Below are 20,369 nucleotides of genomic sequence, written 5' to 3'. Positions count from 1 at the left end.
GGTTGCAGCATCGGGCGCCAGGCCATACAATGCGGGGCAACAGCAAGTGGAGCGAACCGTGAACAGGACAGTGAGCAACGCGATCAGCCTTGTCTCCCTCCTACCCACGGTTGCCCATGTCTGCCTTCCTCACCTTCGATTGCCTCGCCGCCCGCACGCCTGATGGGCGCCCGCTCTTCCATGACCTGACCCTGTCGATAGGCACGGAGCGGGTCGGGCTGGTTGGCCGCAACGGCGCGGGCAAATCCACGCTCCTGCGGATAGCGGCAGGACAGGTGCAGCCTCACGCCGGCACGATGCGGCGCGGGGGGACGATCTGCCTGCTGCAGCAGGAAATGCCAGGGCGTTGGACGGTAGCCGAAGCGCTGGGCATCGCGGGCGAGATGGACCGGCTCGGGCGCATTCTCGCCGGCAGGGGCACGGAAGCCGATCTAGCGGAGGCGGACTGGTCGCTGGAGGGGCGGGTGGAAGCTGCGTTTGCGGCTGCCTGCCTCGCGGTGCCCGCGCTGGACCGCCCGCTCCGCAGTTTCTCCGGCGGGGAGCGGACGCGTATCGGCATTGCGCGCCTTGCGCTTGGGGCGCCGGACCTCATCCTGCTGGACGAACCGACCAACAATCTGGATCGCGCAGGCCGCACGGCAATCGCCGCTCTCATTCGCGATTGGCGGGGCGGGGTGCTGGTCGCCAGCCATGATCGCGATCTGTTGGAAGACATGGACCGTATCGTGGAATTGACTTCCATCGGGGCGCGCAGCTTTGGCGGCGGATGGGCGGCCTTCGCGGCCGCGCGACAGGCGGAGCGGGAGCGGCGGGCCGAGGAGAAGGATCGCGCCGATCTGGCTCTGCGTCAGGTCCAGCGGGACGCCCCGTCGCGGCGTGAGGCGAAAGAGCGGCGCGATAAGGCAGGGCGGGCCTTTGCCGCCAGAGGCTCGGAACCCAAGATCCTGCTGGATGCGCGGGCGGAGCGGGCACAGAATAGCGGCGGGCGCCAGAAAGCCATCAGCGACCGACTGATCGCCTCCGCCGCCGCAGAGCAGGAACGCGCCCGCGCCCGGGTGGAGGCGGTGGTGCTGCTGGCCATCACCCTGCCTTCGGCGGGCGTGCCTTCAGGGGCGCGGGTGCTGGGCCTGGACCGGGTGGTCGTCCATCGCGGTGCGCGGCGGCTCGGCCCGTGGTCGCTGCGCATCGACGGCGCGGAGTGGGTCGTATTGCGGGGTGCGAACGGTGCGGGCAAGACCACTCTGCTCCAGGTCGCCGCAGCATGTCTCGAGCCGGACGAAGGCATGGTGCATCGCGCTGAAGGGCGGATCGTCATGTTGGATCAGCATGCAGGCACGCTCGATCCCGCGGCAAGCGTGGTGGAATCCATCCGCCGCCGGAACCGCGAGCTGGACGCGGAGGGAGCCTATGCGCTGTGCGCGCGCTTCGGCTTCCGCAATCGCGACGCGAAGCGGGCCGTCAGCACCCTATCGGGCGGCGAACGCCTCCGCGCAGCCCTCGCCGCCACGCTCGCGGGCCCGGTGGAACCGTGGCTCCTCATCCTCGACGAGCCGACCAATCACCTGGACATCGAAACGATCGAGTTGCTGGAGCAAGCCCTGCGCGCGTTCGACGGCGCGCTGCTGGTGGTAAGCCACGATGCGGCTTTCGCGGAGCGCGTCGGCTTCGACCGGATCATCGACATCTGACCGACAGTTGCGGGCGTGGGGGCGGTGGTGCTCAGCCGGAATAGCCGAATTTCTCGATCCACGGCGAGAGAGCATCCATTTGCGGTGCAAGCCACTGTTCATAGCGCTTCCACCGGCCGGCGGCGCGGCGATAGATCGGCTCGGTCACCTGGGAATAGCTGGCCGTTGTGATGAGCCCGCGGGCCTTGGCCGTGCGGCGATGTTCGAGCACGTCCTCCGTCCACTCGAGGCCGAGCCAGTCCAGCAGCGGGCGAACCTCCGCCTCCACATCCTCGACCAGCCGTTCATAGACGATGTGGTGGCAATCGACCGGGAACAGCGCCTGCGATGCCTCGAAATGGCGGAAGCACAGATCGTAGAGGCTGGCCGCATCCTCCAGCCGGAGGAAGTTGGCCATGGCCGAATTGAGACGGAAATTGCTCATGAAGCAGCTCAGCACCACGTCACAGGGGTGGCGGAGCGCGAGGATGATCCGTGCCTGCGGGAAGAGCCGGTGGATCAACGGTAGCCGGTACAGGAACAGCGGGGACTTATCGATCAGCAGCTTGCCGGGCGGCACCGGGTTCAGCCGCGCCACTTCCTCGAAATAGCGCGCCCGCGCGCGCGTGATGCCATCCGCGTCGAGGTGGGCAATTGCGGTGAAATCCCCCAGCGAATCTTCCACCACATTGAGCGGCGGCTGCTCCTCCATCACCACAGTATCGGGGTGGCCCATCAGGATCGTATCGAGCAGGGTGGTCCCCGAGCGGGGAAAGCCGACCAGGAAGACCGGGTCCGGCAGCGGGTCGGCCGGCGCTGCCACCTGCCAGGAGTCCCGCCATTCCGGGGTGAGCAGCCCGATCTGCCGCGCAATCTCTTCCCGCAGCTTGGCCGCGCGCTGCAGTGGTTCGGCGGAGCCTGCCCCCATCAGTGCGTTCGCTTCCGAAAAGGCCGTGAAGGCGTCTGCGCTGCGGCCCAACCGGTCGAGGACGCTGGCCCGGGCATGGGCGGTGCGGACCGGCTCGATGTCCGGGGGCACGCGCTCCAGCATGGCCAGCGCCTCTTCGAACCGGCCCGCGCGGCGTAGCTCGAAGGCTTCGATGAAGCTGCAGGGCCCGTCGCCTATGCCATTGGCGCGGGCGAGCGCCAGAAGCGGCGCGAATTCCTCCTCGCGGTTCGTATGCTCGTACTGGATCGCGAGACCGAGATAGGCGTCCACTGCCCCCGGATCGAGCGCGATCACCTTGCGATAGCATTCCTCGGCCTCTGCCGTGCGGCGGACAACCCCATATTCGACCGCGAGCTTGAGCTGCATGCCAGCCACATCCGGATCACGGGCAACCGCCTCTTCGATGGCGGCCAGAGCGTCCTCCTGCCGCGATTGCTGCTTGAAAAGGATGTAGAGCTGGTAGGGTGGGCGGGGGTCTGTCGGGAAATCCCGTGCCGCCTGGCGCAGGACGGCGGCCGCCTCATCCGCATCTTCCAGCGCGCTGGCGAGGTTCAGCCGGGTAGGGGCGGCCGCAGGGTCCAGTGCGACCGCGCGGCGCAGGGCCTCCACGGCGCCCTTCGCGTCGCCAATGGCGATGCGCGCATTGCCCAGATTGTTCCAGCATTCGAAATCGTCAGGCGCGTTCGCCAGCACGGCTTCGTAGGCAAGAATGGCGGTGTCGAACTGCTCGAGCGTCTGGGCGAGGAAGCCGCGATAGCGCGCGACGCGACCGGTGGCATCCGCCGCGGCGAGTTCCTGGCTCGCAATGGCAAGCGCCTCGGCATTGCGCCCGGCGTCCATGAGCACGGAAATGAGGTTGCAGGCGATGGTGATGTCGGCCGGCCGGGCCTGATGCGCTTGCAAGAGATGAGCCGCGGCTGCGTCGAACGCGCCGGAGCGGGCTTTCATCATGCCAAGGAAGGCGTGGAGCGCGGCGGCATCCCCTCTGCCGGCCTGCAGCGCGCCTTCGGCCTGCGCACAGGCCCCATCAAGATCCCCGCGCTGCGCGGCTGCGATGACCTGTCGGAGGACGCCGGCATCGTCGGCGGAGCGATCATGCGAGGACATGGGAAAGCCGGAAGCAGCGCATAGGGGAGGGGTAGCACAGCCCCCCGGGCAAAGCACGGAGGCATCCCTGGCGGAATGCCCCCGGCTCAGTCAGTCGTTCGTCAGAAGTCCAGCGTGGCGCTGAGATAGACGTAACGGCCCAGCGCGTCATAGGTCGCCGGGTAGGTGTTGCCGTTGCACGGCCCGGTCGGGCAGAGGTTCGTGCCCGAGACGCCGCCGTTGCCGGACGTGACATAGGGCGGCTGCTTGTCGAACAGATTGTTCACGCCCAGGCGGAAGGTGAAGTCCTCCATCAGCGTGTAGGTGCCGACCAGATCGAAGTAGCTCTGGCTGCCGATCCGCAGACCCGGATCAAAGCCATTCTCGCTCGCGAGCGTGGTGTACTCGGACTGCGTTTCCGCCGTCACCGGGCCCACATATCGCCACTGCAGCGAGAGGCCGAAGCCGGAATCGGTGCTGGCGGAGAGGCGGGCCTTGTGGCGCCAGCGCGGAAGCGGCGCGCCGCTGTCCGTGGTGCCGCCCACGCTGCAGACCGGGCCGTAGAGACCGGCGCAGTCATACGCTTCCGTCAGGCCGTTGTTGACGACGTATTCGTCAAGATAGGTACCCGTGAAGGAGAAGCTGAGATCGGCGAAGCCAACCGGATAGGAATAGCCGCCGTTCACTTCGATACCGCTCGTCTTCACGGAACCGACATTGCCCGGAAGATCGGTGACATAGCCGCCCGGGGTCAGCCACAGCGACCCAGCCGCATCGCGATGGACCAGGTCACAGGATGCGGGCGTGAAGTCCGCCGTCGCCTTGTCAACGCAGTCCGACAGGATGGCGTCCTGCCCGAAGGAGCGGATCGCATCGTCGATCTTGATCGTGAAATAGTCGACCGACAGGTTGAGCCGTGGCACGACGGACGGACGGAAAACGGCGCCCAGCGTCCAGGTGCTGGCCTTTTCCGGCTTCAAATCCTGGTTGCCGCCGATGAAGCCGTTGTACTGGCCCGCCGGATTGGGAGCCGTGCCGCGCCCGGCCGCAAGGCCCTGCGCGATACAGCCATAATCCGTGGGGCTGACGGTGATGCCGGCGCAAGGATCGTTCGAACCGTTGAGCGCCACCGTCGGGGTGGAGAACAGTTCCTGGATGTTCGGCGCGCGCACCGCACGGTTGTACATCGCACGCAGGCGGATGTCGGCGGTCGGGGCCACTTCCGCACCGATCTTGAAGGTATCGGTGTTGTAGGTGTTGCCCGCGCTCGTTTCGTAGTGCGAGCGGCGGTAGCCGGCCGTGAGCGAAGCGTCGTAGATGAAGCTATCCTGCACCAGGGGAAGCTGGCCTTCGGCGAAGAACTCCAGCACGTCGAAGCTGCCCGAAAGCGGCAGGGTCGCGCCGCCCTGGCCGGTGAGATCACCGGTGGAGAAGGCGTTGTCGGTTTGCAGTTCAAGCGATTCCTTGCGGTATTCGACGCCGAAGTTCACCGTCAGACCATCGTTCGCCCAAGGGGTCGCGACGCCGTAAGTGGTGAGATCGCCAGTGACGGAGCCGTTGATCACCTGCTCGGAGGTGGAACCGCTCTGGAAACCGGTGGCCGAAAGGTATTGCACCGATTCCTGGCTCGCCCCGCCGGCGCCGGCGAAGACGTTGTAGGGCACGCAGGTGGGGTCGGAACCGTCGATCACCGAACGGCAGACCGGCTGACCAAAGGTTGCGCTACCGGTACGGTTGTCGGTGATCACATTCAGCGCACGGTTCAGACGTGCGACCGAAAACTCGTTGGAATAGACCTGCGAGTAGTTGTTCCGCGCATACTGATAGTAAGCGTCATAGCTCCACACATCCGCGAAATCGCCCTCCACGCCGAACACGGCGCGATAGGTGGTGTGCTTAAGTTCGGAACGGCGCGGGCCGCCCTCCACATTGCGACGCAGCAGCTGGAAGAAGCCCTGGTTATAGACGGTGCCCTGCGAGTCGACGAAGCCGATCGGCGGCGTTCCGGCCGGTACGCCACCGAGGTCCGGGTCATTGTACGGCGCGGCCGTCGCGAGCGGGAAGGTGCCCAGAAAACCGTTGATCAGGTTGTCGCTGTCGCAGACGACAGCGCGCTGTGCGTCAGACATCAGCGGGTTGTCGCAGTTGACCGTCAGCGTGTTGCCGAAGTCACCCGAGGGGGCGATCTGGGCCACCGTCTTGTCGTCCATGAACATGAACTCAAGATAGGGCCGGATCGACTTGTTGATCTCGTAATTCGCAAACACGCCCGCAGTGTAGCGCTCGTCCGGACGCTGGAAGTAGTTCAGCGGAGCGAAGTTGTAGAGCGTAGCAGTGTTTTCAAAGCCGCCGCCCGGGGTGAAGGTGTATGCAGTGGAGGTGCCCGGCGCGACCTGTTCGTCGAACAGGAACACGTTGCCATTGTCAGACGTGGCCGAACCGCCGCAACGCGGGGTTCCGGTTCCGCCATTCTGCAGCGTGCAGGAGCTGTAATCGCGGCTGTTCTGGGTGATCGGGTTGATCTTGCGGTAGCCGGCATAGCCCATCACATGGCCGCGGCCATCGTCCAGGTCCGCGCCGAACGCCGCAGTCACATCGACCGTGCCACCGTCGGTGGTGCTGCCGCGCGGATAATCGAAGCCGCGTGCATCCAGATACTGGGGCAGGAACTTGTCGTTGTTGTTGTGCTGATAGAAGCTGTACTGCCCGTCGAGGCGCAGCCCGGTGAAATCCTTGTCGATGACGAAGTTCACCACGCCGGCCACGGCGTCCGCACCATACACGGAGGAAGCGCCACCAGTAAGAACGTCGACACGCTTCAGCAGGGCGGCCGGGATGATGTTGATGTCGGCGCCCGAACCGCTCGACGGGCTCGGGTCGCCCGGGACAAGCCGGCGGCCGTTCACGAGCGTCAGCGTGCGCGAGGTGCCGAGGCCGCGCAGGTCGACGGATGCAGTGCCGTCAGCGCCGTTGGAGAGGGTGGAGGCCTGGCTCGCGAAAACCGAAGGCAGCGAGTTCAGGATGTCTTCGACGCGGGTCGTGCCCTGGAGCTTGATCTCTTCCTGGCTAATCACCGTCACCGGCGAGGCGGATGAAACCTGCGCGCCGAGGCGCGTGCCGGTCACCACGATTGTGCTCGAATCATCGGTGTCCGTGTTTGTTTCCTGCGCGTGTGCTGCACTGCCGAGCAGTACGAGCCCGCAAGCGATGGGCGCGGTGCTCGTCCTCAGCGCCTTGACCAGACTGTTCTTCATTTCGTGAACCCTCCTCATGTGAGCCGAACACCAAAGGGCAGCCCCTCCCCCTGAGCGGTGTTCGTTTCACATGAAAACGCTTGCGTGATTTGAAACGCAATAGTTGCCCGAGCATGCACCCGCTGTTTTCCTTGGATCGTCGCAAAACAGACACACTTCAGCAAGGTAAGGAAATGCGCTAGCTTCCCTCGATCGCCTGCTGTTCGGCCAGTTCCGACAGATGCCGGCGCAACCAGGTGAGGCCCGCGTCCGCCCGGCGGGTGGAATGATATTGCATCATCTCCTCCATCAGCGGGATCTCGAAGGGCACGGGCGCCCAGGCGAGGTGGAGCGGTTCCACCATCAACCGCGCCAGTCGTTCATGCATAAGGGCGAGGCGGTTGGTGCCGGGCAGGAGGTGGGGGAGCTGGATGAAGGACGGCGCGTAGATTTCCACCCTCCGTTCGATCCCGGCATCCGCGAGGGCATTCTCGATGAAGGCGTTGCGCCCGTCGATCCGCACCGCGACATGCCCTGCCTGCGCAAAGGCTTCGGCGGTAAGACCTTCCGAGAAGAGCGGATTGTCACGGCTGCCCACCACGACGTGGCGCTCCCGGAAAAGCAGATCGGCGGGATGTTCGGCGCGCACGAACTGGCGCGGGGTGAGCAGCAAGTCGAACTCGCCCTTGCTCAGCCGCTCCACCGATTCCTCGCTGGGGAGGCGCACGTCGAGCCGGATCGAGGGTGCTTCCTCCTCAAGCCGCTTGAGCAGCGGAACGATCAGCACCGTGGTGATGTAGTCGGAGGCGGCGATGCAGAAGCGCCGCGTGGAACTCGCGGGATCGAAACCCGTGCCGGCTGACAGAATGCCGCGGAGATTGGAGATCGCCTCCGCAATCGCGGGAGCCAGATCGCGAGCATGTGGCGTGGGAATCATGGTCTTGCCATGCAGCACCAGCAGATCGTCCTGGAAGGCTTCGCGCAGGCGCTTGAGCGACGCACTCATGGCCGGCTGCGTCACATTGAGCCGCTCCGCCGCGCGGGTGACGCTGCATTCCTCGATCAGGGCCTGAAACGCGACCAGAAGGTTCAGATCGAAGTTGTCGAGCCGCATCGTATAAACGCGAGTGATCGACGCGGGACCGAATTGCAAGTTTGCTCAAGGACGGTTGCGGACACGCGCTGCCGGGGCTGCACGGCCTATTCAACCATCTATTCGCTTAAATGCCTGAAAAGATGGTGGGCGCGGCAAGGATTGAACTTGCGACCCCACCCGTGTGAAGGGTGTGCTCTACCACTGAGCTACGCGCCCGCCGTGATCCGGTGAGTCCGGCAGGGGCGCGCCTTTGCCATGCCATCGCGGCGCTGGCAAGTGCTCTCTTCCGCCTTAGCCCAGCAGGAATTTCCGCAGGAGGCCGGTCAGCACACCTTCGCCTGCTCCGGGCGCCGGAGCCAGGGTCGGAACGGGCGCCGGGCAGGCGATGCAGCGCGCCTGCACGCCGCGTGCGGAGAGCAGCTCTTCGGCTTCTGTCAGTGCACGTGCGGCCAGCAGGGCTTCGCGCCGGGTGAACAGGGCAAAGACATCGGCATTCTCCTCCTGCCGGGAGTCCGTGCCGAGCATGGACGTCAGCAGCGCGGCATAGGGATTGGGCGCGTCGGCGAGATAGACGGCGTGCCAATCGCCGTCCTTCAGCCGGGCCTGTCGCGCCGCCCATTGCAGCGCCGCGTCGAGATCGCCGAATTCATCGACCAGCCCAAGCTGGCGCGCCGTGCCGCCGTCCCAGACCCGGCCCTGTCCGAGCTCATCCGCGCGCTGCGGCGTGATACCGCGCGACTTGGCGACGAGCGACAGGAAGGTGCGATAGCCCGATTCCACCGTCGCCTGCAGCACCGCTTCCATCTCCGGGGTCAGGCCGCCGATCACATCGGGCTGGCCGGAGAGGGGCGTGGTCCGCACGCCGTCAGCCTGTACGCCGATCTGGGCGAGCGTGTTTTCGAAGGTTGGAAGCGTGGCGAAGATGCCGATGGAGCCGGTAATCGTTTCGGGCTCCGCGAAAATCCGGTCCCCGCTGGTGGACACCCAATAGCCGCCGCTGGCCGCCACATTGCCCATGGAAATCGCGACGGGGATGTTCCGGGCCTTGTAGCGCAGGATCGCCCGGCGGATCGCTTCGGAGCCGGTGACGGTGCCGCCCGGCGAGTTCACGCGCACGACCAGCGCCTTGTATCCATCATCAAGGCCGGCATCGAGCAGATCGACGATGCGCTCGGCCCCGGCCGAGCCCGGTCCGGCGTCGCCGTCGGTGATCTCCCCGGCGATGGTGATCACGCCGATGGGCGCCCCGGCGCGCGGCACTTGCAGGGATCCCAACCAGTCATCGTAATCGGTCGCGGCGAAGGCGCCCGGGCGCTTGGACCATCGATCCGGCCCGGCGATCTGTGCCAGCCGCTGGCCCCATTCCACGCGGGTTCCGGCGCGGTCGGCAAGGCCGGCCTTGAGTGCCGCCTCGGCGAGATTGCCGCCGCTGGCATCGAGCCATTCGGGAATGCGCTGCGTGGCGAGGTCGATGTCGGCCGTGGGGCGGGCCTGCTTCACCGCGGCCTTCCACTCCGCCCACAGCGCGCCATACACCGCCTCGTAATTCTCGCGCGCCTCGGGCGACATGCCGTCGCGGAGATAGGGCTCCACCGCGCTCTTGTAGGTGCCGACGCGGAAGACATGCGCGTTGATCTTCAGCTTGTCGATCAGGCCGGCATAATACATCCGCGTGCCGCCCGGCCCGGCGATGGCCGCGCCGCCCAGCGGATCCACCCACACTTCTGTTGCGTGAGAGGCGAGCAGCAGGGAATCGTCGGTATAGGCAACGGCATAGGTGAGGATCGGTTTCTTCGCGGCGCGGAACCGGTCCATCGCGGCGCCGATTTCCTGCAGATGCACCTGACCGCCGCCGAGGAAGGTGGTCATGTCCAGCGCCAGCGCCTTCACACGGTCGTCCTTCGCGGCGGCATCGATCGCGCGGATCAGGTCGCGGGCGGCGAATTCCCGCGTGGGCAGGGTGCCGGAAAGCAGGATCTGCAGCGGCTGGATCTCCGCCGCCTCCTCCACCACCGAGCCATCAAGATCGAGCAGCAGCGCGCCCTGCCGGATGCTCGCCGGGCTCGGTCGCATGCTGAGGACGGCGAACAGCGCCGCGAAGAAGAGCAGCAGGAAGAGGAGCGCGAGCGCATCCTTTATCCCCACCAGCAGCCGCCAAACCTTGCCTGCGAACGCCATTGCCAACCCCGAAATGCTGCACTCTTCCAGCCGGCACGCCGTGCCGGCACGGCCGCCGTTCCACACGAAACCGCCCGCAGGGGCAAGCGAATAGAGCTTGAGCAGGCGATGATGCATGATTAGGGGCTCGGCTTTAATGACATCGCCAGAGCCATCTGTGGCAGCCTCCCGCTATCCGGCGGGCGCGCGTGCCTTCCCGCACCGCAGCCTGCTGGGCATCGGGCAGCTGGAAACCCACGAAATCCTCTATCTGCTCGACGAGGCCGAGCAATGGGTGGCGCTGAACCGGCAGCCCACCAAGCACGCAGATGCGCTGGCCGGGCTGACGATCATCAACGCCTTCTTCGAGAATTCTACCCGCACGCTGCTGAGCTTCGAGATCGCCGGCAAGCGGCTGGGGGCGGATGTGGTCAACATGCACGCCGCGCAATCCAGCGTGAAGAAGGGCGAGACGCTGATCGACACCGCAGTGACGCTGAACGCGATGCGCGCCGATGCGATCGTGATCCGCCACGGCAGTTCGGGCGCGGTGCAGCTGATCGCCGGCAAGGTGGACTGCCCCGTGCTCAATGCGGGCGATGGCCAACACGAACATCCGACCCAGGCCCTGCTCGACGCGCTGGCGCTGCGTAACAAGCTGCGCGAGCGGGGGCGGGAGGAGTTCAACGGGCTGGTGGTCACGATCTGCGGGGATATCCTCCACAGCCGTGTCGCCCGCTCCAACATACTGTGCCTGCAGGCGCTGGGTGCGGTGGTGCGCGTCTGCGCTCCGCCGGCGCTGATGCCCGCCGGGATCGCGGGGATGGGCGTGGAGCGCTTCCACGATTTCGATGCCGCGCTGGACGGGGCCGAAGTGGTTATGATGCTGCGCCTGCAGAACGAGCGGATGGACGGCCAGTTCATCCCGTCCCCGCGCGAATACCGGCATCTGTATGGGCTGACGCCGGAACGGCTGGAGCGCGCCGCTGCCGATGCCGTCATCATGCATCCGGGGCCGATGAACCGTGGTGTGGAGATCGACAGCACGGTGGCCGATCTGCCCGGCCGCTCGATCATCACGGATCAGGTGGAGATGGGCGTGGCGATCCGCATGGCCTGCCTCGACGTGCTCACCCGTCGTGCCCGGGGCGTGCAGGGCTGGGGCGGCGAGCCGGAAGGGCGCTGGGCATGAAGCAGCATCGGGCGCTCACGATCACCGGCGGCCTGCTGGTTACCTCCGCGGGCGTGCAGGCGGGATCGATTCGCTGCATGGAAGGTCACATCGAAGCCATCGGCCACGCTTTCCCGCAGGAGGGTGATGAGGTCGTGGACGCCCGGGGCCAGCTCGTCGCCCCCGGCCTCGTCGATTTCGGTGTCTTCGCAATCGACAAGCCGGCGTTTCATTTCGGCGGCATCACGCGCGCCGCGCTGATGCCCGACCAAACGCCGCCGCTCGACCACCCGGCGCGGGTGCGCTTCGCGGCGCAGAGCGGCAAGCCCGATTTCTGGGTGCATCCGCTCGCCGCGGCGACGCAGGGCCTCGCCGGGGGGCAGATCGCGGAGATTGCGCTGATGCGCGAAGCGGGGGCGAAGGGTATCGCCACCGGCCGGAGCTGGATTGCGGACAGCGGCATCATGCTGCGCATCTTGAGCTATGCCGCCATGCTCGACATGGTGGTGGTGACGCATGCGGAAGATGGCGGGCTGGCGGGTAGCGCAGCCGCGACGGCGAGCGAAATGGCCACGCGGCTCGGCCTGCCCAGCGCGCCGCGCGAGGCGGAGGCGCTGGCGGTGGCGCGCGACATTGCCCTGGCGGAAATGGCCGGGGCGCGGCTGCATCTGCGGCAGGTGACCACGCGCGCCGCGCTCGACCTGGTGCGCGCTGCCAAGGCGCGCGGGGTTTCGGTGACGGCGGGTGTCACCCCGGCCCACTTCATGCTTTCGGATCTCGCGCTGATGAACTTCCGCACCTTCGCGCGGCTTTCCCCGCCCCTGCGCGAGGAGGAAGATCGGCGCGCAGTGGTGGAGGCCATAGCCGACGGGACGATAGACGTGATCGCTTCGGGCCATGATCCGCGAGGGCCGGAGGACAAGCGTCTGCCCTTCGCCGATGCGGCCCCCGGCATGGCGGGGGCGGAAACCCTGCTGGCCATGGTGCTGACGCTGGTGCGCGACGGGGTGATTTCCACCGAACGCGCGTTCGAGCTTGTCGCCCGAAATCCTGCCCGCCTGCTGGGCGTCGAGGCTGGCGAGTTGCGGGCAGGGTGGGAAGCCGATCTGGCGATCATCGATCCCGAACGGCCTTGGGTGGTCGATTCCGCGAAGATGGCGGCAGCCGCAGGTAACACGCCGTTTGACCGCCAGCCGGCACAGGGCCGCGTTATCCGCCTATGGAAGGGCGGCGTGGCGATCGAGGACTGACGACGGTCGTTCTACCCGGCAAGGGCGCGGGTTGGCGCGCCCGCCGGGACTCAGCGCATTGCGACGCGGGTGCCCGTGTCCACGGCGCCCGGTAGCGGCCGGCTTTCAGCATACGCAAAGCAGCCGGAGCCGCGCGCCTTCACCCGTCCGCACATCTCGCGCGATTCGGCCTTGTCGAAGCCGGCGGCGGATACGCGCCAGAAGCGCTTGCCACCCACCACCGCTTCGCTGAGCACCATGCGGTGCCCGGCGAGACCCGGATAGCGCTGGGTATAGATCTTCCACGCCTTGCGCGCGCTCTGTTCGCTGGAGAAGCTGCCGAGCTGGACCAGATGCGTCGCTTCGCTACGCGATGCGCGTGCTGCGGGTTTGGCCGGCTTTGCCGCGGGTACGGAAGCCTTGGCAAAGGCAGCCGCATCCTGTGCCACATCGTGCCTCGCCGGAGCGGAGAAGGCGGCCCGGAAGCTCTCCGCTTTCGGGGCCGGAGGCGTTGCCAGTGGGGTTGTCTCTTCGGTCACCGCGAGCGCGGGCAGTTCTACCTCGGCGCCCGTGGACACCGTCGGGGCGGCCGCCTGCGGCTCCACTTCTGCTTCCGCCATGCGGGCGGCAGGGACATCGCCAAGCGCGAGCATCACCGGCTGGCCGGCATCGCGCACGCCCGCCGGCACTTCGATCAGCGTGGCGACGCGCTGCTGCCAGGCGTCGGGGCGGGCCATCATGGCCCATTCTTCCAGTCGGGCGCCCAGCTTGTCTGCCGGCACGTCCTGCGCGGCCATCAGCCGCGCTTCGCGCCACTGGCCGGCCATGGCGTAGCTATAGGCCAGGTTCTGCCGCATCTTCACGGTGTTCTGCCCGCCGCGGATGGCATTAGCCATCAGAGGGATCGCCTGCTGCGGCTGACCGGACAGCGTGAGGGCAAGGCCGAGATCGGCGGTGTCGAGATCGCCCTGCCATTCGCGCAGCAGCGCGGCGGCATCGCCCAGCTTGCCTTCGCCGGTGAGGGAGATCGCAAGGCTCAGGGCCGTGCGGGGTGAATTGTCGCCCAGCCGCATGGCATCATCGAAGGTGGTAGAGGCGGATGCGAAGCGCCCCGCTTCGAGATAGGCATGCGCCAGCGTGGCGCGATATTCGGCATTATAGGGTTCCGCCAGAACGGCAGCCTCCGCCAGGTCGATCGCGCGATCATACTTGCCCTGCGCCAGCGCGGCCTCTGCCTGTCCCGCCGAAGCGGAGGCTGTCGGGACCGAAGTCGTGGCGCAGCCCGAGAGCAGCGCCCCCGTCATCGCGGTGGAAAGTGCGAGGCCGATCACGCGGCTGTTGTTCGAGGTATAATACATCGCGGGAGGCCCCTATTTGCCTTTGCGTTCGCGCTTTACCTGGGCTGCGAGCGTGTCGAGCTCCGGCAGGCTTTCGAGGAACTGATCCAGTGCGGCGGTGACGATCTGCTGCGCACTGCGGTTGTGCACCGTGCTGGCGAGACGCAGCTTGAGGTGGCGCTGGGCATCGAGCCGCAGGGTGAAGGCAGCACGGCGGCCTTCCTCCAGCGCACGGCGACGCTGGCGCGGCGCGCTGCGGAGTGCAGCGGCGGGCGCCGGGGCGGCGGAGACGAACTCCGCAACTTCGCGCTGCTGCCGGCGCACTTCGGGCTCGGCTTCCGCCACCGTGGGCAGGCTGGCGAGTTCGGCGCGGGCGACCGCATCATCCGCGCGGGCCTGCGCCTCCGTTTCCGGATTGGCGGGGGCGGGCGTCAGCGGCAGCACATCGGCTTCGTGGCGCGTATGCTCTTCATACCCCATGTCGTTCCAGCCGAGATCGTCGAGCGCCTGCTGGTCCTCTTCGGCGAGGTTCAGCGCGGCGGAGGCCTTGGTGCCCAGCATGCCGAGCGAGCCGAATTGGGGCCGCATCGCCGGGCGCGCGCCGCCCTTGCGGGCGAGCAGCGTGGGGCCGAGCGAGGCGAAGGGTTTGGTTTCGCTCATCGTTCCGGTCCCGCCTTACTGGGCCACACGGCGGCCGAAACCGCCCTGGCCACGATGGATGCCGGGGACCGGTGCTGCCGCGTTCGGCGCGGCGAACACGGTGCGGCGGAAGTTCCGCTCCAGCCGATCGGCGATATATTGCCACAGGGCGACGATTTCCTGTGCGCTGCGGCCGTTGGGGTCCACTTCCATCACGGTCCGGCCGTCGATCATGGAGGCGGCGAAGTCGGTGCGGTGATGCAGCGTGACCGGGGCCACGGTGCCGTGCTGGGACAGCGCCACGGCTGCCTCTGAGGTAATGCGGGCCTTCGGCGTTGCCGCGTTGACCACGAAGATCAGCGGCTTGCCCGCGCGTTCGCACAGGTCCACCGTTGCGCCGACGGCGCGCAGGTCGTGCGGGCTCGGCCGGGTCGGCACGACGATCAGCTCGGCAACGGAGATCACCGATTGGATGGCCATGGTGATCGCCGGCGGCGTGTCGATGACGGCCAGCTTGAAGCCCTGCTGGCGCAGGATGGCAAGATCGTTGGCGAGGCGGGCAACGGTGGTCTGCGCAAAGGCAGGATATTCGGCTTCGCGCTCGTTCCACCAATCGGCCAGCGAGCCCTGCGGATCGATGTCGATCAGCACGACCGGGCCGGCTCCGGCGCGCTGCGCCTGCACTGCCAGATGACCCGAAAGGGTGGTCTTGCCCGAACCGCCCTTCTGAGATGCCAAAGCCAAAACGCGCAAGGCTGTTCCCCTAACTCCAGGCCGGGATGACGATTTTCCCGGCATTCGCTGGATGGGGGATCGCAGATCACCCTAAAGTTTGAGTTAACGGGGCGGATTTCCGCGCCTGCAAATGTGTTCGCCCCGACTTTGCACAGCTGCCATAAAGGTTTTGCTAAGAGGCCGTTTACTATGGCAGCCGTTCCAAACCGCGCCTTACCGGCACATCGCGAGGGCCAATCGATGCCGCTTCACCGCTTCATTCCCTGCGCCATGGCCGGAGTGCTGCTTGCGGGCCTGGGTGCACAGCCGGCATGGGCGGATGTGAAGGATGGCGTGGATGCGTGGAGCCGCGGGGACTACGCGGCCGCCGTGGCGGAATGGACCGGGCCGGCCGAAGCGGGCGATCCCGATGCCCTGTTCAACCTCGCCCAGGCCTATCGCCTCGGCCGCGGCGTGCCGGAGGATGCTGCGCGGGCGGAGGCACTTTATGCGCAGGCCGCGGGGAAGGGGCATCTGCGCGCCGCCGACACCTATGGCCTGATGCTGTTCCAGGACGGGAGGCGGGAAGCGGCGCTGCCCTACGTTCAGGATGCCGCGCGTCGCGGCGACCCCCGTTCGGAATATTTGCTCGGCATTGCCCACTTCAATGGCGATCTGGTGGAGCGGGATTGGGTGCGCGCCTATGCCCTGCTCACGCTCGCGAATTCGCAGGGCCTGCCGCAGGCGGCTCCCGCGCTTGCGAGGATGGACGAGTTCATTCCCATGGCCCAGCGACAGGAAGGCGCGGCACTCGCCGTGACGATGCAGAACGAAGCACAGGCTGCTCGTGAAAGGGAACTGGCGGCGGCGGATCTCGGCGTTGCTCGCGCACCTGCAGCACTGGCGGAAGAGGCAGCGCCGCAGCAGGTCACCGTGCCGCGTCCTGCCGCCACCGCCGGCGTCTCCCCTTCGGTTGCCGCGGCGCGTGAGGCGATCGACCAGGCGCGCAGCGCCACGGGCACGGAAAGCCCGGCGCAGGCTGGGGCGAGCTATGCGCGCCCGGCAGCCCCGGCCGGTCGTGCGCCTGAGCCGGAGCGCGTGGCCGCTCGATCATCCGCTCCGGCCCAGGCTCCCCCCGCGCGTCCTGCCGCAAGCCTCGCGGATGGCGGGCCGTGGGCCGTCCAGCTGGGCGCGTTCTCCGTGCCTGCGAACGCAGAGAAGCTGTGGCGTGAGGTGTCGGGCCGCAAGGAACTTGCCGGGGCACAGAAGCTGCTGGTTCCCGCGGGCCGCGTCACGAAGCTGCTCGCGGCGGGCTATGCCACCAGCGCGCGGGCCGAGCAGGCCTGCGCCTCGCTCAAGAGCGCGGGTCGCGACTGCCTCGTAACTCGCCGCTGAGGCCTTGCTAATGCAACGAGTTCGCATTAACAGGTGAGTCGACCCTTGGGAGATTCGCTGACGATGTATGTCTGCATCTGCAACGCCATTCGGGAAAAAGACCTCCGCACCGCGGCGCGCTGCACCCGCGCCGATGCCGCCAGCGTCTATGGCATGATGGGTAAGCGCCCGCAGTGCGGCCAGTGCCTCGACGAGGCGGAAGATATCCTGACGGAAGAGCGGGAAGCCGCCTGCACCGTCTCCCGAGTGGCTGCCTGATCTCTCTATCTGACTTGCAATCGCAGAAGCCCGGTTTTCTGCGTCTTATCGTGTCGTTTTGCCGCCCCTGCGCTTGCAATCGCGCAGCCATGCAGCGCACAAGCGCCGCCAGCAGAGCGGAGAAAGCACCATGAAGGGCGACCAGAAAGTCATCGAGTTCCTGAATCAGGCACTCACCAACGAGCTGACCGCAATCAACCAGTACTGGCTCCACTATCGCGTTCTGGACAATTGGGGCGTGAAGCGGCTCGCCGAATATGAGCGGCATGAGTCCATTGACGAGATGAAGCATGCCGACGTGCTGGCCGATCGCGTGCTGTTTCTCGAAGGCCTGCCGAACTTCCAGGCGATCAACCGGCTGAAGGTCGGTGAAACGGTCGAGGAAATCCTGCGCGCCGATCTCGCGCTGGAAATGGAAGCCATTCCGCTGCTACGCGACGCCATCGAACATTGCGAAACGGTACGCGACTATGTCAGCCGCGAAGTGTTCGAGCGCATCCTCGAAAGCGAGGAGGAGCATGTCGACTTCCTCGAAAAGCAGTTCGACATGATCGAGCGCATGGGTCTCCAGAACTATGTGCAACTGCAGAGCAAGCCCGCCGGCGAGGATTGATGTGCTGGCCGGGCGAGGGGGCTCGCCCGGTTCCGTTCAGGCGAAGGGGTTCTTCGGGCTCTTGAGGGTGAGGCGCACGGGCACGGCGCCGAAGCCCAGTTCCCGCCGTATGCCGTTCATCAGATAGCGTTCGTAGCTGGTCGGCAGGTCCGACAATCGCGTGCCGAACACCACGAAACGGGGCGGCCGGGTGCCAACCTGGGTGATATAGCGCAGCTTGATCCGCTTGCCGCCCGGAGCCGGCGGTGGATTGGCGGCCAGCGCATCGTCGAACCAGCGGTTAAGCGCGGCGGTGGGCACGCGCCGGCTCCAGTCTTCCCGCAGCTTGAACGCGGTGGCGAGCATGGCGTCGAGCCCCTTGCCCGTCATGGCCGACACGGCGAGCAGCGGCACCCCGCGCAGCTGCGCCAGCCCTTCATCAAGCGCCAGGCGGATGCCGTTGAACAGCCCGCTCGGGTCTTCCGCCACGTCCCACTTGTTGATCGCCACCATCAGGGCGCGGCCTTCCTCCAGCACCAGATTGGCGATCTTGAGATCCTGAACTTCAAGCCCCCGTGTCGCATCAAGCAGCAGCACCACCACTTCGGCGAAATCCACCGCGCGCCGCGCATCGGCAACCGACAGCCGTTCCAGCTTGTCCGAAACCTTGGCCTTCTTGCGCATGCCGGCAGTGTCGATGAGGCGAATCTTGCGCGCTTCGCCCTCGGGTGACGTCCATTCCCAGTCCACCGCAATAGAATCGCGCGTAATCCCGGCCTCAGGCCCGGTCAGCAGCCTGTCTTCCCCTACCAGGCGATTGATGAGCGTGGACTTGCCCGCGTTGGGGCGCCCGACAATGGCAAGCTGCAACGGCGCGGAAAGATCCGCCTCCTCAGATCCTTCACCCCGGGGCAGCGCCTCCGGCTGCTTGTGGGCGATCAGCGGAATCAGCGCCTCGAACAGCTCGGCCACGCCTTCGCCATGTTCGGCGCTGATCGGCACGGGTTCGCCGAGCCCGAGAGCGTAGCTTTCCATAATGCCGGAATCGCCCGCACTGCCTTCCGACTTGTTGGCGACGAGGATCACCGGCACCGATTGGCCGCGCAGCCAGCGGCCGATTTCCTCGTCCAACGGCGTGAGGCCCGCTCGTGCATCGATCACGAACAGCGCCGCATCGGCGCCTTTCAGCGACACCTCGGTCTGGGCGCGCATGCGGCCGGGAAGGCTGGCGGGATCGTCATCTTCCCACCCCGCGGTGTCCACCGCTTCGAACTCCAGCCCCAGCAGGCCGGCAGAGCCGAAGCGTCGATCGCGGGTGACGCCGGGCTGATCGTCGACCAGCGCCAGCCGCTTGCCGACCAGCCGGTTGAACAGCGTGGATTTTCCGACATTGGGGCGGCCGATGATGACCACCTGGGGGAGCTTGCCGCCTGACATGCCGCAGCAGGTGGCGCTTCACCGCCGCCTTGGCAAGTGAAAGCGCCACGCGCAGCTGCGGAGCGGCTCCGGCGTTCACCAGCTGCCGGTGTTCTCCATGCTGGCCCAAGGCTCGGCCGGCGGCAGCGATCCGTCCTTCTGGAGCAGTTCGATCGAGACGCCGTCCGGCGTCTTGACGAAGGCCATATGCCCGTCGCGCGGAGGGCGGTTGATAGTGACACCGGCGTCCGCCAGCCGCTGGCAGGCCGCGTAGATATCATCCACTTGATAGGCCAGATGGCCGAAATTGCGGCCGCCGCCGTAGCTCTCCGGCTCGCTGCCGTCTTCCGGCGGCCAATTGTAGGTCAGCTCCACCTGCGCGTCCTCCTGCCCCGGCGCGGCGAGGAAGATGAGCGTGAAGCGCCCCTTCTCGCTCTCCATGCGCCGCACTTCCTCCAGCCCGAGAAGCTTGAAGAAGGCCACCGTCGCATCCGGATCGGTGACGCGGATCATGGTGTGCAGATATTTGACCATCGAGATTGCTCCGTTCGTCTCTATTCAAACACGGTTCATCGCCGCACCGGCAGAAGTCCGGCATCAGGACAACGCCTCAGGGAGATACCGATCATGTCCGGCAGTAGCGAATTGGATGGTCCCTCGGCCACTGCTTTCTGGCGCCGGCCCCTGGCGGCGCCCATGCTGGCATCGGCCGGGATTCTCGCGCTGGGGATGATTGCCGGCGGCTATCTGCTGGGTGACGGGCTGACGCGCGCGAAGGAGGCGGATCGATCCGTCACCGTGCGCGGCCTCGCCGAGCGCGAGGTGACTGCGGACCTCGCCACCTGGACGATCGCCTATTCCGCCACCGCGGCCGACCTCTCCACCGCGCAGGCCAGCGTCGATAGGGATACCGCCGCGATCCAGGCCTTCTTCGCCGAACTCGGCTTTCCCGCCGATGCGCTGCAGCCGACCGGCGTGAACGTCTCCACCATGACGCAGGACGGCGTGACCACTTACACCATTCGCCAACGCATGACGCTGCGCAGCACCGATATCGCCCGGGCCCAGCGGGCGGTGCGCCGGCAGTTCGACCTCGTGCGCCGGGGCGTGGTGCTGGAGGAGGGCTCGGGCATGGCCTACACCTTCACGCGGCTGAACGACATCAAGCCCGAGATGGTGGCCGAAGCGACCAAGGATGCCCGCGCCGCGGCGGAGCAGTTTGCGAAGGACAGCGGCACCGGCGTGGGCGGCATCAAGCAGGCCACGCAGGGTTATTTCTCGATCGACGCGCGCGACGGCGATGGCGGCGGCTGGGGCGTGGCTGACACGCCTTACAAGAAGGTGCGCGTGGTCACGACGGTCGACTTCTACCTGCGCTGACTGACCGCCACGAAAAAGGGGCTGCATCTCGCGATGCAGCCCCCCGTTTC

At 66.8% G+C, this 20,369-nt stretch carries 16 protein-coding genes and 1 tRNA gene; 7 read left to right on the top strand and 10 right to left on the bottom strand.

Going from position 1 to position 20,369, the window contains the following annotated elements; all coding sequences use genetic code 11:
• The first annotated feature begins 116 nt into the window (after positions 1 to 116).
• Positions 117 to 1,688, top strand: a complete 1,572-nt coding sequence (locus tag AEB_RS17005) for an ATP-binding cassette domain-containing protein (RefSeq protein WP_119084733.1) — start codon at positions 117 to 119, stop codon at positions 1,686 to 1,688.
• Positions 1,689 to 1,719: 31 nt separating this feature from the next.
• Here AEB_RS17005 and AEB_RS17000 read toward each other — a convergent pair whose 3' ends face one another.
• From AEB_RS17000 to sppA, 5 genes are all read right to left on the bottom strand, one after another.
• The gene (locus tag AEB_RS17000; protein ID WP_119084188.1) at positions 1,720 to 3,723 is read right to left on the bottom strand and encodes a tetratricopeptide repeat-containing sulfotransferase family protein; all 2,004 of its coding nucleotides are present in this window, start codon (positions 3,721 to 3,723) and stop codon (positions 1,720 to 1,722) included.
• A 101-nt stretch (positions 3,724 to 3,824) separates the two neighbouring features.
• Positions 3,825 to 6,956 (bottom strand): TonB-dependent receptor domain-containing protein, encoded by a 3,132-nt coding sequence (locus AEB_RS16995; protein ID WP_119084187.1) that lies wholly within the window; start codon positions 6,954 to 6,956, stop codon positions 3,825 to 3,827.
• A 178-nt stretch (positions 6,957 to 7,134) separates the two neighbouring features.
• Positions 7,135 to 8,088, bottom strand: coding sequence for a LysR family transcriptional regulator (locus tag AEB_RS16990; RefSeq protein ID WP_231958804.1), 954 nt, complete (start codon positions 8,086 to 8,088; stop codon positions 7,135 to 7,137).
• A gap of 84 nt (positions 8,089 to 8,172) precedes the next feature.
• Positions 8,173 to 8,247 (bottom strand) — tRNA-Val (locus AEB_RS16985).
• Positions 8,248 to 8,322: 75 nt separating this feature from the next.
• On the bottom strand, positions 8,323 to 10,326 hold the full coding sequence (sppA, locus tag AEB_RS16980; protein WP_231958803.1) for a signal peptide peptidase SppA: 2,004 nt from the start codon (positions 10,324 to 10,326) through the stop codon (positions 8,323 to 8,325).
• 19 nt (positions 10,327 to 10,345) lie between these two features.
• On the opposite strand from sppA, the gene AEB_RS16975 reads away from it, so the two are divergent.
• Both AEB_RS16975 and AEB_RS16970 read left to right on the top strand, forming a co-directional pair.
• Positions 10,346 to 11,380: an aspartate carbamoyltransferase catalytic subunit gene (locus tag AEB_RS16975; RefSeq protein WP_119084185.1), complete on the top strand. Its 1,035-nt coding sequence runs from the start codon at positions 10,346 to 10,348 to the stop codon at positions 11,378 to 11,380.
• Positions 11,377 to 12,609: a dihydroorotase gene (locus tag AEB_RS16970; protein ID WP_119084184.1), complete on the top strand. Its 1,233-nt coding sequence runs from the start codon at positions 11,377 to 11,379 to the stop codon at positions 12,607 to 12,609. The genes AEB_RS16975 and AEB_RS16970 overlap by 4 nt, the downstream gene beginning before the upstream one ends.
• Positions 12,610 to 12,659: 50 nt before the next feature.
• On the opposite strand, the gene AEB_RS16965 is transcribed toward AEB_RS16970, so the two are convergent.
• From AEB_RS16965 to AEB_RS16955, 3 genes are read right to left on the bottom strand one after another with little or no spacing between them, the layout of a single operon-like run.
• Positions 12,660 to 13,946: an SPOR domain-containing protein gene (locus tag AEB_RS16965; RefSeq protein ID WP_119084183.1), complete on the bottom strand. Its 1,287-nt coding sequence runs from the start codon at positions 13,944 to 13,946 to the stop codon at positions 12,660 to 12,662.
• Positions 13,947 to 13,958: 12 nt separating this feature from the next.
• On the bottom strand, positions 13,959 to 14,585 hold the full coding sequence (locus AEB_RS16960; RefSeq protein WP_119084182.1) for a hypothetical protein: 627 nt from the start codon (positions 14,583 to 14,585) through the stop codon (positions 13,959 to 13,961).
• Between the two features lie 15 nt (positions 14,586 to 14,600).
• Entirely contained in the window at positions 14,601 to 15,317 is a 717-nt protein-coding gene (locus AEB_RS16955; protein WP_119084181.1) for a ParA family protein, read from the bottom strand.
• A gap of 222 nt (positions 15,318 to 15,539) precedes the next feature.
• On the opposite strand from AEB_RS16955, the gene AEB_RS16950 reads away from it, so the two are divergent.
• From AEB_RS16950 to bfr, 3 genes are all read left to right on the top strand, one after another.
• Positions 15,540 to 16,673 carry an SPOR domain-containing protein gene (locus AEB_RS16950; protein ID WP_231958802.1) on the top strand — a complete coding sequence of 378 codons (1,134 nt, stop codon included), beginning with the start codon at positions 15,540 to 15,542 and terminating at the stop codon, positions 16,671 to 16,673.
• A 63-nt stretch (positions 16,674 to 16,736) separates the two neighbouring features.
• Positions 16,737 to 16,931, top strand: a complete 195-nt coding sequence (locus AEB_RS16945; RefSeq protein WP_119084180.1) for a (2Fe-2S)-binding protein — start codon at positions 16,737 to 16,739, stop codon at positions 16,929 to 16,931.
• A gap of 130 nt (positions 16,932 to 17,061) precedes the next feature.
• Positions 17,062 to 17,544 carry a bacterioferritin gene (gene bfr, locus AEB_RS16940; protein ID WP_119084730.1) on the top strand — a complete coding sequence of 161 codons (483 nt, stop codon included), beginning with the start codon at positions 17,062 to 17,064 and terminating at the stop codon, positions 17,542 to 17,544.
• 36 nt (positions 17,545 to 17,580) lie between these two features.
• Here bfr and der read toward each other — a convergent pair whose 3' ends face one another.
• Together der and AEB_RS16930 are read right to left on the bottom strand one after the other, a co-directional pair.
• The gene (gene der / locus AEB_RS16935) at positions 17,581 to 18,960 is read right to left on the bottom strand and encodes a ribosome biogenesis GTPase Der (RefSeq protein WP_119084179.1); all 1,380 of its coding nucleotides are present in this window, start codon (positions 18,958 to 18,960) and stop codon (positions 17,581 to 17,583) included.
• Between the two features lie 75 nt (positions 18,961 to 19,035).
• Positions 19,036 to 19,473, bottom strand: a complete 438-nt coding sequence (locus tag AEB_RS16930) for a VOC family protein (RefSeq protein ID WP_119084178.1) — start codon at positions 19,471 to 19,473, stop codon at positions 19,036 to 19,038.
• A gap of 162 nt (positions 19,474 to 19,635) precedes the next feature.
• On the opposite strand from AEB_RS16930, the gene AEB_RS16925 reads away from it, so the two are divergent.
• A complete protein-coding gene (locus AEB_RS16925; protein WP_119084729.1) occupies positions 19,636 to 20,319 on the top strand; it encodes an SIMPL domain-containing protein in 684 nt (227 codons plus the stop codon).
• The last annotated feature ends 50 nt before the right edge of the window (positions 20,320 to 20,369 follow it).

The sequence above is a fragment of the Altererythrobacter sp. B11 genome, from assembly GCF_003569745.1.
In the GTDB taxonomy this organism is placed as follows: Bacteria; Pseudomonadota; Alphaproteobacteria; order Sphingomonadales; family Sphingomonadaceae; genus Croceibacterium_C.
This window is presented reverse-complemented; position numbering and strand designations above follow the sequence as displayed.

What these genes read in the sequence shown, in the direction of transcription:
- AEB_RS16960 (WP_119084182.1), bottom strand. Translation starts at nt 14,585, where the DNA reads ATGAGCGAAACCAAACCCTTCGCCTCGCTCGGCCCCACGCTGCTCGCC.
- AEB_RS16945 (WP_119084180.1), top strand. Translation starts at nt 16,737, where the DNA reads ATGTATGTCTGCATCTGCAACGCCATTCGGGAAAAAGACCTCCGCACC.
- sppA (WP_231958803.1), bottom strand. Translation starts at nt 10,326, where the DNA reads ATGCATCATCGCCTGCTCAAGCTCTATTCGCTTGCCCCTGCGGGCGGT.
- AEB_RS17000 (WP_119084188.1), bottom strand. Translation starts at nt 3,723, where the DNA reads ATGTCCTCGCATGATCGCTCCGCCGACGATGCCGGCGTCCTCCGACAG.
- AEB_RS16925 (WP_119084729.1), top strand. Translation starts at nt 19,636, where the DNA reads ATGCTGGCATCGGCCGGGATTCTCGCGCTGGGGATGATTGCCGGCGGC.
- AEB_RS16975 (WP_119084185.1), top strand. Translation starts at nt 10,346, where the DNA reads ATGACATCGCCAGAGCCATCTGTGGCAGCCTCCCGCTATCCGGCGGGC.
- der (WP_119084179.1), bottom strand. Translation starts at nt 18,960, where the DNA reads ATGTCAGGCGGCAAGCTCCCCCAGGTGGTCATCATCGGCCGCCCCAAT.
- AEB_RS16950 (WP_231958802.1), top strand. Translation starts at nt 15,540, where the DNA reads ATGCCGCTTCACCGCTTCATTCCCTGCGCCATGGCCGGAGTGCTGCTT.
- AEB_RS16930 (WP_119084178.1), bottom strand. Translation starts at nt 19,473, where the DNA reads ATGGTCAAATATCTGCACACCATGATCCGCGTCACCGATCCGGATGCG.
- AEB_RS17005 (WP_119084733.1), top strand. Translation starts at nt 117, where the DNA reads ATGTCTGCCTTCCTCACCTTCGATTGCCTCGCCGCCCGCACGCCTGAT.
- bfr (WP_119084730.1), top strand. Translation starts at nt 17,062, where the DNA reads ATGAAGGGCGACCAGAAAGTCATCGAGTTCCTGAATCAGGCACTCACC.
- AEB_RS16970 (WP_119084184.1), top strand. Translation starts at nt 11,377, where the DNA reads ATGAAGCAGCATCGGGCGCTCACGATCACCGGCGGCCTGCTGGTTACC.
- AEB_RS16965 (WP_119084183.1), bottom strand. Translation starts at nt 13,946, where the DNA reads ATGTATTATACCTCGAACAACAGCCGCGTGATCGGCCTCGCACTTTCC.
- AEB_RS16995 (WP_119084187.1), bottom strand. Translation starts at nt 6,956, where the DNA reads ATGAAGAACAGTCTGGTCAAGGCGCTGAGGACGAGCACCGCGCCCATC.